Annotated in this window: 16 protein-coding genes; 13 read left to right on the top strand and 3 right to left on the bottom strand. The window is 42.3% G+C overall.

Annotated elements, in window-relative coordinates; all coding sequences use genetic code 11:
* The 10 genes from AC1DWN_RS15770 to AC1DWN_RS15725 form a co-directional block, all read left to right on the top strand.
* Positions 1-331 (top strand): spore germination protein GerW family protein (locus AC1DWN_RS15770; RefSeq protein WP_477559850.1); only part of this gene is annotated, 331 nt, incomplete at its 5' end.
* 134 nt (positions 332-465) lie between these two features.
* Complete coding sequence (locus AC1DWN_RS15765) at positions 466-1,533, top strand: D-alanyl-D-alanine carboxypeptidase family protein (RefSeq protein WP_477559849.1); 1,068 nt, start codon at positions 466-468, stop codon at positions 1,531-1,533.
* Positions 1,534-1,631: 98 nt separating this feature from the next.
* A complete protein-coding gene (locus tag AC1DWN_RS15760; protein ID WP_477559848.1) occupies positions 1,632-2,288 on the top strand; it encodes a nucleoside recognition domain-containing protein in 657 nt (218 codons plus the stop codon).
* Positions 2,281-2,817 carry a spore maturation protein gene (locus tag AC1DWN_RS15755; RefSeq protein WP_477559847.1) on the top strand — a complete coding sequence of 179 codons (537 nt, stop codon included), beginning with the start codon at positions 2,281-2,283 and terminating at the stop codon, positions 2,815-2,817. The genes AC1DWN_RS15760 and AC1DWN_RS15755 overlap by 8 nt, the downstream gene beginning before the upstream one ends.
* A gap of 54 nt (positions 2,818-2,871) precedes the next feature.
* Positions 2,872-3,618: a pseudouridine synthase gene (locus AC1DWN_RS15750; protein WP_477559846.1), complete on the top strand. Its 747-nt coding sequence runs from the start codon at positions 2,872-2,874 to the stop codon at positions 3,616-3,618.
* 87 nt (positions 3,619-3,705) lie between these two features.
* The gene (locus tag AC1DWN_RS15745) at positions 3,706-4,236 is read left to right on the top strand and encodes a redoxin domain-containing protein (protein WP_477559845.1); all 531 of its coding nucleotides are present in this window, start codon (positions 3,706-3,708) and stop codon (positions 4,234-4,236) included.
* Between the two features lie 17 nt (positions 4,237-4,253).
* Complete coding sequence (resB, locus tag AC1DWN_RS15740) at positions 4,254-5,912, top strand: cytochrome c biogenesis protein ResB (protein WP_477559851.1); 1,659 nt, start codon at positions 4,254-4,256, stop codon at positions 5,910-5,912.
* Positions 5,909-7,168 carry a cytochrome c biogenesis protein CcsA gene (gene ccsA / locus AC1DWN_RS15735; protein ID WP_477559844.1) on the top strand — a complete coding sequence of 420 codons (1,260 nt, stop codon included), beginning with the start codon at positions 5,909-5,911 and terminating at the stop codon, positions 7,166-7,168. The genes resB and ccsA overlap by 4 nt, the downstream gene beginning before the upstream one ends.
* 27 nt (positions 7,169-7,195) lie before the next feature.
* Positions 7,196-7,912 carry a response regulator transcription factor gene (locus AC1DWN_RS15730; RefSeq protein WP_477559843.1) on the top strand — a complete coding sequence of 239 codons (717 nt, stop codon included), beginning with the start codon at positions 7,196-7,198 and terminating at the stop codon, positions 7,910-7,912.
* Entirely contained in the window at positions 7,913-9,376 is a 1,464-nt protein-coding gene (locus AC1DWN_RS15725) for an ATP-binding protein (RefSeq protein ID WP_477559842.1), read from the top strand.
* A gap of 118 nt (positions 9,377-9,494) precedes the next feature.
* Here the strand turns inward: AC1DWN_RS15725 and serA are convergent, their stop codons facing one another.
* Entirely contained in the window at positions 9,495-11,087 is a 1,593-nt protein-coding gene (gene serA / locus AC1DWN_RS15720) for a phosphoglycerate dehydrogenase (RefSeq protein ID WP_477559841.1), read from the bottom strand.
* 264 nt (positions 11,088-11,351) lie between these two features.
* Between serA and AC1DWN_RS15715 the strand changes: the two genes are divergently transcribed.
* Complete coding sequence (locus tag AC1DWN_RS15715; RefSeq protein WP_477559840.1) at positions 11,352-11,678, top strand: rhodanese-like domain-containing protein; 327 nt, start codon at positions 11,352-11,354, stop codon at positions 11,676-11,678.
* A 31-nt stretch (positions 11,679-11,709) separates the two neighbouring features.
* On the opposite strand, the gene AC1DWN_RS15710 is transcribed toward AC1DWN_RS15715, so the two are convergent.
* The gene (locus AC1DWN_RS15710) at positions 11,710-12,627 is read right to left on the bottom strand and encodes a hypothetical protein (protein ID WP_477559839.1); all 918 of its coding nucleotides are present in this window, start codon (positions 12,625-12,627) and stop codon (positions 11,710-11,712) included.
* 105 nt (positions 12,628-12,732) lie between these two features.
* Here AC1DWN_RS15710 and AC1DWN_RS15705 point away from each other — a divergent pair, with 105 nt between their 5' ends.
* Complete coding sequence (locus AC1DWN_RS15705) at positions 12,733-13,326, top strand: lysostaphin resistance A-like protein (protein WP_477559838.1); 594 nt, start codon at positions 12,733-12,735, stop codon at positions 13,324-13,326.
* Positions 13,323-13,556: a hypothetical protein gene (locus AC1DWN_RS15700; protein ID WP_477559837.1), complete on the top strand. Its 234-nt coding sequence runs from the start codon at positions 13,323-13,325 to the stop codon at positions 13,554-13,556. Before AC1DWN_RS15705 ends, AC1DWN_RS15700 begins: the two co-directional genes overlap by 4 nt.
* Here the strand turns inward: AC1DWN_RS15700 and AC1DWN_RS15695 are convergent.
* A partial coding sequence (locus tag AC1DWN_RS15695) for a polysaccharide deacetylase family protein (RefSeq protein WP_477559836.1) occupies positions 13,546-14,329 on the bottom strand: 784 nt, incomplete at its 5' end. The genes AC1DWN_RS15700 and AC1DWN_RS15695 overlap by 11 nt on opposite strands.

The following is a 14,329-nucleotide window of genomic DNA, read 5'->3' as shown; positions in this document are numbered from 1 at the left end:
GGGCAGTGACATTCGAATGGACGATTCGGGAAATAAGAATTCGACGCAATCGGATGCTCATAATGCTTCCGTATCACTTCCATTTGGAGGAGGCAGCGGGGGTGGAGTTTCGATTACACCTATCGCTTTCCTCGTTGTAGGCACACACGGTGTGAAGGTTGTACCGCTCGATAATCAAACTCATCTGATGGAGAAAATTATCGATTCTGCACCTTATGTATTTGATAAATTACAATCCCTAGTAAAGAAGCCTTCTAGTTCATCAACGAACAGCGATCAATTGGAGGGCATTATTACAGGAATTGTGGACACAAATGAACAACTTTATTAACATCAACTGCCCGTAAGGGCAGTTTTTAATTTTTAGTTAGACGTTTTCGTCTACACCATCATGTACAAGCATATACTGTAATACGCGAGCAGAAGCCAGATTCAACGAATGATGCGAGAGGAGTAAGTTTGCATATGATTTTGATGAAGCCTTATAAGGTGGTTGTACTTGTTTTAATAGTAACTCTAATGGTTGGGACAAGCTCAATACCTCGTATGAGTGCAGCACCTGATCCAATACGGACAAAAGCAAAAGCAACCGCGCTAATTGACGTGGAGTCAGGGCGATTGTTATACAGCAGCAATGGTGACACTTCAATGGGAATAGCAAGCTTGACTAAAATAATGACAGCAATCGTCGCGATTGAGCATGGAAATCTTAATGATATGGTGAAGACCAGTAAGCGTGCTGTAGGAAAAGAAGGCTCATCCATTTACCTTCAGCTCGGAGAAGAAATGAGCTTAACTAACATGCTTTACGGTCTTATGCTTCGTTCAGGAAATGATGCCGCAACAGCAATTGCAGAGCATGTCGGAGGATCTGAGGAAGGCTTCGTATACTTAATGAATGAGAAAGCCGCTTTCCTTGGATTGACGAAAACACAATTTAAAAATCCTCATGGTCTCGATCAAGATGGTCATTATTCCTCGGCAAACGACTTAGCGAAGTTGACAGCTTATGCATTAAAAAATGATACATTTGCGGAAATCGTTAGTACGCCAGTTAAAAAAGTTCCAAATCCACATGATAGTTGGGAATACAGCTACAAGAACAAAAACAAAATGCTTGGCATGTATGAAGGTGCAGATGGTGTGAAGACAGGCTATACGAAAAAAACACTTCGTTGTTTGGTAAGCTCAGCTACTCGTGAGGGCCAACAGCTTGCAGCCGTCACCATAAATGACGGAGATGATTGGGCTGACCATCGCAAGCTGCTAGATTGGGGGTTTAAGCATTATCCCCTTCAGCAAATCGCTGCTAAAGGACAAGCTGTAGCAGGCTCGCCTTATTATGTAGGGCAATCATTCCAATATGCTCTGGAGAAGGATGAAATACCTTCGGTTCAATCCAAGCTAGTGATCTATGACACAGCAACAATGCGTTATGCACTAGGTGAGCGAGGAGAACTGGAATGGTATTTGGGAAACACAAAAATTGGTGCTGTTCSAGTATACGAAAGCGAACAGGATAGTCAAAACTAATATTTGAAGGTCTTGCGTATTGTTTCGCCGGTGGAGATTACGTTTGGGAGAGCGTGATCATCACTGGAATAGGTTTAAACCGGAGGGGAGGCGGTTAGATGGTTAATTGGATATGGCTGTTCTTTATCGTTGCTAGTTTTGTTGTTGCTGCTATCACAGGCAAAATGGATGCGGTAACGCAAGCCGCTTTTGAAGGGGCAAAGTCTGGCGTCACCATCAGCTTTGGATTAATTAGTATTATGGTTTTCTGGTTGGGTATAATGAGAATAGCTGAAGACGCGGGACTGCTGCAGAAAATGGCTAGGATATTGGGGCCGCTCGTAAGGATGTTGTTTCCCGATGTACCACGCAATCATCCTGCAATCGGATATATAATGAGTAACCTTAGTGCTAACTTATTTGGCTTAGGTAATGCGGCTACACCAATGGGCATTAAGGCTATGCAAGAGCTGCAGAAGCTTAATCCAGATTCCATTACCGCAACGCCTGCCATGTGTACTTTGCTTGCATTAAACACATCAAGTATAACAATAGTTCCAACCACATTAATTGCCATTCGAATGAACTACGGCTCGGCAAATCCAGCAGAAATTATTGGAACTACGCTCGTGGCAACATTCATTGCTACCACTGCAGCCATTTTAGCTGACCGCTGGTATCGACGGAAATCACCACCTCCTCCAATCAGTCATCCTAAAACATCAAATAAAATAAAAGCTCACCAGTCAGACCTTGGAGGTGAGTCAGTTGTATGAGATCTTTACGCAAATATCAGCTTGGATAATTCCTGCAATAATCGTTTTTATTCCGCTATATGCGGCTCTTCGACGCAAAGTACCTGTGTATGAGACCTTTGTTGAAGGTGCTAAAGATGGATTTGGCACAGCTATTAATATTATTCCGCACCTGGTTGGGATGATGGTTGCCATTAGTATGTTCCGAGCATCGGGTGCATTAGAATTGATGCTTTCAGCTGTGCGCCCTTTATTTGATTGGGTAGGCATACCGAGTGAAGTACTTCCACTTGGTATATTGCGTCCTTTAACGGGAGCAGGTTCGTTAGCATTCACATCAGATCTTATTCAGACGTATGGGCCAGATTCAATGATTGGACGAATAGCTTCTACGATACAAGGCAGTACAGATACGACTTTATATGTGCTCACCGTTTATTTTGGTGCGATAGGCATACGCAGGACACGATATGCGTTAAAAGTGGGGTTATTTTCCGATTTAGTGGGGTTTTTGGCAGCGATTTTCATTTGTTTATACATATTCGGATAGTGAAGCTTGTACTTTGTTCGTCATATCGTTATGATGTAGGATGAGGTGAAAGAATTGGAACGTTTACAGAAGATATTAGCAGCAGCGGGTATCGCATCCCGTCGCAAGTGTGAAGAAATGATTTTAGCAGGTATGGTAGAAGTGAATGGTGAGAAAGTTACCGAGCTTGGAGTGAAAGCTGATCCAGCAGTCGATTCGATTTCGGTTAATGGTAAGCCGATCAGAAGCGAGAAGAAAATTTATCTCATGCTTAATAAATCAAAGGGAGTTATCACAAGCGCCAAGGATCCGCAAGGGCGTAAAGTGGTTTCTGACTTTCTACCAGGTATAAAAGAACGTGTTTACCCGGTTGGGCGTTTGGATTATGATACAGAAGGATTGCTTCTGTTAACGAATGATGGAGAATTTGCAAATTTATTAACACATCCTAGCCACCATGTACCAAAAACTTATCGTGCAACTGTAAAAGGAGTTCCTCACGGCAGCGCTCTTGAATTGCTGGAAAAAGGGATTAAGCTTGAAGACGGAATGACTGCACCCGCATCTGTAGAGTATCATGATGTGGATACCGATGGTAATGAGGCTACGATTACGATTACGATTTTCGAAGGCCGCAACCGTCAGGTTCGTCGAATGTTTGAAGCTATCGGTCATAAGGTTATTCGATTAAAAAGGATACGTTTTGGCGAGGTAGGACTCGAGAATCTGGCTCGAGGAAAATATCGTCATCTGACCCCGCAGGAAATTAAAGAATTACTTGCAATAGCGACAAGTAAGACACATAAAGTTCATAAAAAGTAATCGACGGCGGCAGTTATTGCCGTCGACTTTTCGTTATAATGGTTATAATCGTTGAGGTTTAGACAGAGGCTGGTGATAGGTTCGATTATGGGAAAATCGCGTAAGACGGTTCAGATCGTTATTTTAATAGCCGTCATGATTATAGGTGGGTATGCGATCGGCTCAACTTTTTTTAAGGCGGACAAAGAGGGTCCTTTGAAGGAAGGAAGCGTACCTCCGCCATTTAAGCTTGTCGATTTGGATGGAAATTTAAAGTCGTTGTCTGATTATAAGGGTAAGGCTGTTGTAATTAATTTCTGKGGTACTTTCTGCCCACCGTGTGTGAAAGAAATGCCTGAATTTGAGCTTCAATATGCCAAATGGAAGGATCAAGGCTTAGTCATTTTAGCGATCAATTTAAGCGAGGATACATTAACTGTAAACAACTTCGTTCGCAGATTTGATTTACATTATCCAATTCTGCGCGACGTTAATCGCAAAGTTGAACGGAGCTACGGACTTAAATCATACCCGACTACTTTTTTTGTAAGACCAGATGGCACAATTATGGAAATTAAGGTAGGCGGCATGACAGAAACTGAAATTGATGAACGGATTGAGCGACTGCTTCAGTTGTAGGAGGTCTACTATTGTTAGTGCTAGAAAACACAAACTGTGAATGCGGCCATCAAAACCTGGTCGGAACCGTGTTGTGCGAAAATTGCGGAAAACCACTTATGGAAAATGATGTGCCTGACACACCTCTTGAAATGCGATATGACGGAGTAGCTCGTCGTTCACAGAAAAGAAATCCGAACATCATAGACCGTGTATGGAATTTTTTCTCATCTGTCAAAATTGCGATTTATTTAATCGTCCTTACTTTTTTGACCGCGATGCTGGGAACTATTTTCCCCCAAGAAAACACGTTTGTGAACAATTTTGATCCCTCCATTTATTATGAGGAAACATACGGCTTACCAGGTAAAATTTATTATATGCTTGGACTGACGCATACATACGAATCTTGGTGGTTTATTGGGCTTCTCGTCATGATTGGGACATCATTAGTTATTTGTTCTCTTGATCGTGTTTTGCCTCTATATCGTGCATTAAGCAAACAACAAATACGTAAGCATTTACAATTTATTCACCGTCAGAAGACCGTATATAGGCAGACAATAGATGGTGATGCGGAAAAATGGGTTGAACAGTTCGGTGCGCAGTTGAAACGCAAGGGGTATCGCATACATCGAGACGGCTCAGCTTTACTTGCTGAGAAAAATCGGTTTAGCCGCTGGGGGCCTTATATCAATCATATAGGTCTCATTTTGTTTCTGTTAGCTATTTTGGCTCGCAGTATTCCGGATTGGCAGATGGATAGCTACATAACTATTCCAGATGGCGATACTGTTCAAATTAGTGGCACCAATTATTATGTTAAAAATGAAAAGTTTACAGTAGAGTATTATAAAGACGAAGAGCTTCCCGAGAAGCTTAAAGGAACAGTTCGCGCTAAAATGTTTGAAACCAAGGCAGTTCTCTACACATGTACGAGCGATTGCAATGATCCTCTCAAAGAACCAGTACTTGAGGAAGTTAAGCGCCATAACATCATTGTCAATGAGCCGCTTACTTACAAGGGATTGAAGTTATATCAATTTGATTTTGACGTTACACCTAGACTAAATGCTGTTCATCCAGTTCTTGTCGATAAGCAAACGGGAGAAATTTACGGGCCTTTTGACTTACCGATGAAAAATGCTGCGCTGCAGCATAAATTGGGTCCATATACGCTTGATTTATATGCGAATTATATGGAATTTGCTCTTGATGATAATGGCAAACCTACAACCTTGTCTCGTGATCCGATTGCACCAGCTTTTATTTTCACAATAAAAGGTCCAGGACTTGATCCTGAAGGTGAGCCGTATATGTACTTCCCTATGCAGAAGGATAAAGTAAACTTCTCTCAGGATACGATCAATCGCTCAATCGCCGAAAAAATTGAAATAAGAGTGGATGGCATGGAAAACGTTGATTTCTCTGAAGCATCCACCTATTTGAATGTTAGAATGGATAAAGCGCTGCCTTATGTATGGATAGGAGCAGTATTCTCCATGTTTGGACTGTTGATAGGAACGTATTGGCAGCATCGTAGAATATGGCTTCGTGTCGATGATGGTGAGCTGTCGCTTGGTGCATACACGAATRAAAATTGGTAYGGTATGCGTTCGGATGTAGCGTGGGCGCTTCGCAAAATAGGTGTTACCGTAGATTCGAAGTCGCTTGATAACGGAGGGAATAAGGCGTGAGTTTAGTTGATTTTAGCAGTGATGCGTTTATTGTCGCATTTTTTCTTTACTGTTTTTCATTCATGTTCTATGTAATAGCGGTTGCCGGCAAAAAGTGGAGTAATAGAAAGCCTGAGATACATGAGAAGCGTTGGGGGAAAGTTGCTTTTATAACATCAAGTTTGGGACTCGCCGCTCACCTAACCTTTTTCTTCACTCGTTGGGCTGGCAGTGGTCAAATACCAACGAGTAATATGTATGAATTTATGACTTTTCTAGGTATGGCCATTATGATCGCCTTTACTATTGTATTTATTTTATACCGCAATCCGCTCCTAGGGATGTTCACACTCCCGCTGACGGTTATTATTGTAGCGTATGCTTCCGTATTCCCGCAGGAGGTACAGCCATTAATTCCGGCACTTAATAACTACTGGCTTAAGGTTCATGTTACAACGGCTGCGTTAGGTGAAGCATTTATGGCAGTAGGCTTCGCTGCAGGCCTAATGTACTTGCTGCGAGTGATTGACTTCAAGGGTAAAACGAAAGAGGATCGCAGAGCACAGTTTTGGTTGGAGTTCTCGATCTATTCCATTGTTTTAATCGTAGGATTCATCATAGCCGTATTCGCATTCCGCGGTATGGGTTACGAAGCACAGTTTACACAAGAGAAATCGATAATCGATGCTAAAGGTATTGAACAAACGATAACGGAAACAGTTGATTACACACTTCCGCCTATCGTTAAACCATACAACAGCAATGTAGTGAAGTATGAGTCTTTCCTTGGAATGAACAATGCGCTTTTCGAAGCACCTGATTGGATGAGCGGCGTAAACTCAGGCAGAAAGCTGAATACCGTCGTATGGTCTGTTATTGCAGGCTCGTTACTCTATGGTTTACTTCGTTTATTGTTCCGTAAACCGCTTGGAGCAGTTATTCATCCGGCCCTAGAAGGGATCGATCCGGAAGATTTAGATGAAATAAGTTATAGAGCCATTGCAATTGGATACCCTATATTTACACTCGGTGCGCTCATTTTTGCAATGATCTGGGCGAACATCGCATGGGGACGTTTCTGGGGCTGGGACCCAAAAGAGGTTTGGGCGCTCATCACATGGTTATATTACAGTGCATACTTGCATTTCCGGTTATCGCGCGGCTGGCAAGGACATCGTTCTTCGTGGCTGGCAGTTATTGGTTTCGTAATTATTTTGTTCACTCTAATAGGTGTTAATTTAGTTATAGCAGGTTTGCATTCATATTCTGGCACATAGATTTTAATTGGAGAGGAGCAATGCCGTATGTCTGATTACTCGAGCCGTATATTGGTCGTTGATGATGAAGAGAGAATTCGTCGTTTGCTCAAAATGTATTTAGAAAAAGAAGGCTACACTATTGATGAGGCTGAAGATGGAGAAACTGCACTTAAACTGGCCTCAAATACAGATTACGCGCTTATCCTACTGGATGTAATGCTTCCGGGAATAGATGGTATAGAGGTCTGCTCAAGACTGCGTCAAGTCAAAGCAACTCCGGTTATTATGCTCACTGCTAAGGGTGAAGAAATGAACCGCGTCCAAGGCTTTGAGGTTGGTGCTGATGATTATGTCGTAAAACCATTTAGCCCTAGAGAAGTGATATATCGTGTTAAAGCGATATTGCGTCGTTCATCAGCTACAGCTTTTCTCACTAAAGAAATTAATTCCAGCAATAATATCGTATTCCCGCATCTAATCATTGAGCATGATGCTCACCGGGTAACTGCTGGCGGACAAGAGGTAAGCTTGACTCCTAAGGAGTACGAATTACTTCATTACTTGGCGGTATCGCCGGATAAAGTGTTCTCCCGTGAAGAATTGCTGAAGGATGTTTGGAATTATGAATTTTTCGGTGATTTAAGAACCGTAGACACGCATGTAAAGCGGTTGCGTGAGAAGCTGAACAAAGTATCTCCAGATGCAGCATCGATGATCACGACGGTTTGGGGCRTAGGCTACAAGCTTGAGGTTCCGAAGTAAATGAAGATGTGGAATAGAGTAGCCGGTTTATTATGGCATAGTGTAGTAGGCAAGCTATGGGCGACAATTATGTTGCTCGTAGCTGTCGTATTACTAATAGTGGGAGCTTTTCTTCTGCAATATGTAGATCATTGGGTCGATGACAATGCTTACCAAGTGAAAATGCTTTTTGTTTTCACGGCGATAATCGGTTTTTTACTGTCGACCTTTTTTGCATTTTTCTTGTCCAAAAAAATTCAACAGCCCTTGCTTCAATTGAAAAATGCTGCGGATTCAGTATCTCAAGGAAATTACAGTATTCGKGTTAATATACGGTCTTCTGATGAAATTGGCGAGTTAGCAAATACATTTAATCATATGACAGGTCAGTTAGATAAATTTATTCATGATCTGAATCATGAGAAAAACCATTTAGCGAGCGTTTTACGCAGCATGGGTGATTCTGTTATTACATTTGACGCAGAAGGCAAAATCATCTTAACAAATCCAAGCGGTCACTTGCTCATTAATCAATGGTCTGGTCTGGAACTTGTATGGCAGGAGGATCAAGTAGGGGCAGCGGCATATGCCGATGTGCCGATGCCGATGCGTGAGTTGTTCCAGAAGGTTATGGAAGAGGGAAGCGATGCTACAGACAAGGTCCATGTGCATAGCAACGTATGGTCGATCGTAATGGCGCCTTTGCAATCAAAGGGTGTCGTTCGGGGAGCTGTAGCTGTAATCCGTAATGTAACTGAGGAGCACAAGCTTGAGAAGATGCGGAGAGACTTCGTGGCAAATATTTCGCATGAGATTAGGACGCCGTTGTCCATGCTGCAAGGTTATAGCGAAGCTTTGCTAGATGACATCGTCGTGTCAAATGAAGAGCGGAAGGAGCTCGTACAAGTTATTTATGATGAATCGCTTCGTATGGGCAGACTGGTGAATGATTTTCTTGATATTGCCCGGATGGAAGCTGGACATGTCGAGATGAACTTTCAAGAAGTTGATTTAAGACATGTGGTTAAACGCGTTCACCGCAAGTTTCAAGCGTATGCGAAGGAACGCGGGGTGAAGTTATTAAGTGAGCTACCTAGACAGCCTTTGCTCGTGAAGGAAGCTGATGAGGATCGACTGGAGCAGGTGCTTACGAATTTACTCGATAATGCCTTGCGGCACACATCATCAGGAAATTCCATTGTATTATCAGGAGAAGAAAATACGTCAAGTCATCTCGTTCCGTATGTCCAGCTAAAGGTGACTGACGAAGGACAGGGAATACCGACCGAAGACCTGCCTTTTATATTTGAACGCTTCTACAAAGCGGACAAAGCGCGGAAACGCGGTTCATCCAGCGGTACTGGACTAGGTCTAGCTATCGTCAAAAATATGATTGATCTGCATCATGGTCAGATTATAGTCGACAGCACAGTAGGAGTAGGTACTTCATTCACATTGCTGCTGCCTGTCGAAGCACATCAATAGTTGTCAGAGCGTATCTAATTGATACGCTCTTTTTGTTGAAAGTAGCAGTTTATTCTTGTTGTTCGTGAAACAAAACAAGCCAGTCGGATTAACCGACTGGCTTGTTTTATATATTCATTTAAATAAGTGTAATTTCTTTGGCAGTGTTGAGCTCAGGCATACTTGTTAATTGAATGAGCACATCCTTCGGAGTACCTTTATCCACTCTAAGAACCATGATAGCCGAGCCGCCTACAAGCTGACGACCTACTTGCATAGTGGCAATGTTGACATCGTTATTGCCAAGAAGCGTTCCGACACGGCCGATAATACCCGGCTTGTCATTGTGTGAAATAAGTATAAGGTTACCCTCTGGTGTAAGGTCAACAGTAAACTTGTCGATTTGAACAATGCGAGGTCCATAACCTGTCAATAATGTACCTGCAACGACACGTTCTTCTTTCTTGGTACGAAGTGAAACCGTAACAAGGTTTGTGAAGTCCTTGGAAGTATGTGATTTCTGTATGACGATATTTACGTCACGGCTCTTCGCCAAATGCATGGAGTTTACGATGTTTACTTGCTCCAAACCAAGGTGATGTGCTAGCACGCCGCGAACAATATGACGAGTTAACGGTTGTGTATCTACCTCAGCAAGCTCGCCAGCATAGCTTACGACGATCTCTTGTACAGCACCTTCGGTGGATTGTGCGATAAAGCTGCCTAGTTTTTCTCCTAGAGTAAAATAAGGCTGCAGTATGCTCTGAAGATTTGCTGGAATCGGAGGCATGTTAACTGCATTTATAAATGGCTCATTACGCAGGATATGGAGTACTTGCTCCGATACGTCAATGGCAACATTCTCTTGTGCTTCTACAGTTGAAGCGCCAAGATGAGGGGTTACGATTATTAATGGATGAGTCAAAAATGGGTGATCAGGAGCCGGAGGCTCAACTTCGAAAACGTCAAATGCTGCTCCAGCAACTACACCATTATTAACGGCATCAACCAATGCGATTTCATCGATAATTCCGCCCCGTGCGCAGTTAACGATACGCATACCAGGTTTCATTACGTCAAATTGAGCTTTGCCAATCATATGACGAGTTTCAGGTGTAAGCGGAGTATGAACAGTCATAAAGTCAGCTTGACGAACGATCTCATCAACGCTAGCGAGCTTTATACCAATTTTCTCTGCTCTTTCTTCTGTCATGAACGGGTCATAACCTAAGATTTCCATGCCGAAAGCTTTTGCACGCTTGGCAACCTCGCTGCCGATACGTCCCATACCAAGTACGCCAAGTGTTTTGCCGCGAAGCTCAACACCTAGGAAGGTTTTGCGATCCCAAACGCCATTTACAGTCTTCATGTACGCTTGCGGAATATGACGGGCTAATGCCATCATCATTGCAAAAGTATGCTCACATGTTGTAATTGTATTGCCGTCTGGTGCGTTGATAACAATGATTCCGCGCTGAGTTGCAGCGTCTAGATCAATGTTGTCTACACCTACACCTGCACGACCTACTACTTTCAGCTGTTTTCCAGCTTCCATAATTTTTGCTGTAACACGTGTTTGGCTGCGAACGAGCAATGCATCGTATTCGCCGATAATAGCGACCAACTCGTCTTCGCTTAAACCTGGCTTTTTGTCTACTGCGACATCTGCCGCCTCAACAAGCTGCTGGATACCTAGATCACTGATTGGATCGGAAACTAACACTTTAAACATGTGAGATATGCCTCCTAAATTGGGGCGAAGCTAATGTGCTTCGCTTAATATGAACAGAAAAACCCTCGACCCGGCACCGTTGTGCAGCAGCGGGACAAGAGTTGGATCATCTAACATGATTCATTTTAGTTCAACAAAATCGGACATTTCTATTTTATAGCAAGGGAGTGGGCAAATGCAATGCTCAAACTTGCTGAAATGTGAAAATTTCGATATGATTCTAGCATCATTGATAACAAAATCCGACATTGGGGGTATACATAGATGACAAAATGGCAGGATGTAACACCTGAGCTAGTACTTGAATTAATTGAGAATGGACAAATAGATTCAAACCAGTTGATAGATGTGAGAGAGCCATACGAATGGGAGTATTACCACATTGAAGGCTCAGCCTTAATTCCGATGAATACAATCCCAGTAAGGCTTAGTGAGCTGGCGGCAGACAAACCAATCTATATTGTTTGTGGACATGGTGTCCGCAGCGTTGCTGTATGTAATTATTTAGAAGAACAAGGCTACAGCGACCTCCATAATGTGATTGGCKGGATGTCGGCTGTAGCCTCGTTAAAAGGATTTCAATATGATTAATAAATTTGATTAATAAATTTAAATGAAGTAGTTATTTGGTATCTGGGTAAAAAAACGGCAGTTGGGGAAGAGTTGCGTCCTGATAAAGACGGGATTTGCTTGTTGTAAAATCGCCCGTTCGTACCGCTTCCGTATTGACGAGCAGATCGACAACCGCTGACAACGTATGAAGCTTCATTTTTGTTGCTTGACCTGACATTATGAATTCGTCCACCCGACTTGTTAAATCTTGAGGGTAGTATGTAATTAGCTTTTTGCGATTCATTAGCTGATCAGCCATCAGTTTATTTTTGACAGTGAGAGGAAGCTTCTGCCATAGTGTAAGTTCAAGCAGCGCCACCGCTTTATATTCGGACGGTATGTTTAGGTCAACCGATGAGGCCCATTTTAACATGGCGGAATAATAAGCTTGCTGCGCAATTAATGCTTGCTGTGTAGCGGCTTGATATGTTTTTTCTTGTTCTATGTAATTCTCTAAATCGTGATTGCTTAGTGTCTTTGCACTTGTTGCTGTTTTGCTAGATACATCTTTAAATAGCTTTAGACTGCGTATGTAACTGGTCTGAGCTTGTCCAAGCAAAGGTGATTTCTGCATGTCTACTGAGCTTGCTTCTTTAGCCTTGGAATCTGCTAAGCTGGATAAATTTTTAAACAACGATGTTGCTTCAATCGTTTTTCCCTGCGATAATTTGTTGATAGCGGCAAACCATTCATTCTGAAATTCACGGTAAGGTAAAAATACAGTATGATAGAATGAAACTAAATCTTGCTGCTGATAGGGACTAATAGTAACAGTTGCTAATTTCAATTCTTCTTTTGCTGCGTACTTCGATTCGATTTTGGATGAACCAATTTGGATGCCGTAGAAAAAGGCTCCTACCGTACAAACGAGCATAAATACAAATCCAACACTAAATAACATTGCGGTAGTCGTTAATCTTTTTTCCATCTCTATCTCCCTCTATGCATAAAAGTTATGTTGTCGAATTGTGTAACTAGTATAGGTGAAAAGGTCGAAAAAGAAAATACGAACATTCCAGACAGGCGGGAAGAAATGAAGAAATTTGACATCAAAAACATTCGTATTCGCAAGGTGACGGTAGATCAGTTGGATGACCGTATGCTTCTAATTAATTTATACACGACTCAGGGACTTACTTTTATTATCGGTTTAATATGGATTTTATTTCAGCACCAAAATCCAATTCATTTATTTGCTATTCCAAATGAGTATAAGTTTATTATATGGGGATTGGCTTTTGCAGGCTTAGTTATAGCGGTTGATTTAATCATTTCCCGTTGGGTACCGGAAGAAGCGGCGGATGATGGCGGAGTAAATGATCGAATTTTTCGTGACCGTCCCATTTGGCATATCGCCCTTTTATCATTTGTAGTAGCGATTTGTGAGGAATTACTATTTCGCGGTGCAATCCAGCATGCGATAGGACCGTATTGGACAAGTATTGTTTTCGCTGCCATTCATGTGAGATACTTACGGCACTGGATTCCTACTGGTTTAGTATTCTCCATCAGTTACGGGCTTGGCTGGATTTATATTCAAACTGGTTCCATATGGGCACCTATAATTGCGCACTTTGTAATTGATTTCATAATGGGACTAATTATTAGATTCAGGAGGGAGTCATGAGCAGGAAAGAGAAGTTTGGTAATTCCCGAGCTACAGGACAACAAGAAAAGGCGGCACAGCCGTCCAGCATTGGAATGGAATCCAATGAACTCGAAGCTCTACCGCCAAGACGCAAAAAATTTCCATCAAGCGCTCAAAAAGTGACTAAATGGTATTATAATTTATTGTTTGTCATGTTCGTTTGTTTAGTTGGTGGTTTATTCTGGTATGGTGTTAAATTTAGTCAGTAACATCGATTGTTGAAGGGGCGATGAAGCTGTACCCTTCTTTTTCAAGCTTGTTCAGCAATTCATCTAATGCATCAGCTGTCCATTGCAACTCATGCATCAATATATTTGCGCCTGGATGAAGCTGTTCCATTACATTTCGAATCACTTCATCCGGCTTATTTTTGGCTGATTTATCCCAATCTAGCGAACCATTAGACCACGTCATGAATAACATGCCGTGGTTTTTTGCGATTTCTTTCACCACATCCCCAGCTGAGCCGTAAGGAGGTCTGAAAAATTTTGGCGTTACACCGACAAGCGATTCTATTTGGGTTTGCAAATCTCCGATTTGCTGTTCGATGACTTCAGCCGTCTCTTTTTTTAAATCGTTGTGGTCCCAGGAATGGTTGCCGATTGTTTGACCGCGGTCGAAAATGAGCTTTAAGAGCTCTGGATTTTGCTTAACACGGTACCCATTGACGAAAAATATCGCTTTAGCCTCATGCTTGTCAAGCGTATCAAGTATGCTTTTTAATACTGTCTCATCTTTTGGACCATCATCAAAGGTGAGCAGCACCGCCTTGTCAGTCGTTGTTTTATCAATTGGAACAAAACGATACACCTCATTCATTCGGTATTTCATGCTTGGCCCTGCAGTTTCAGCAGTTATTGGTTCAGAAGTTGGCGATATGGGCTGCTTATTAACGTTTGGTTGAGGTGTTTGTTCGGTGGATATAGGATTTTCAGTTGGGGAGGTTAAGGTTATGCCAGCGGCATCTTCAGAGACTGAACTG

The sequence above is a fragment of the Paenibacillus sp. P4_A7 genome (assembly GCF_056402455.1).
Note: the sequence above shows the minus strand (reverse complement) of the source record. Positions and strands in the feature narration are given on the sequence as shown.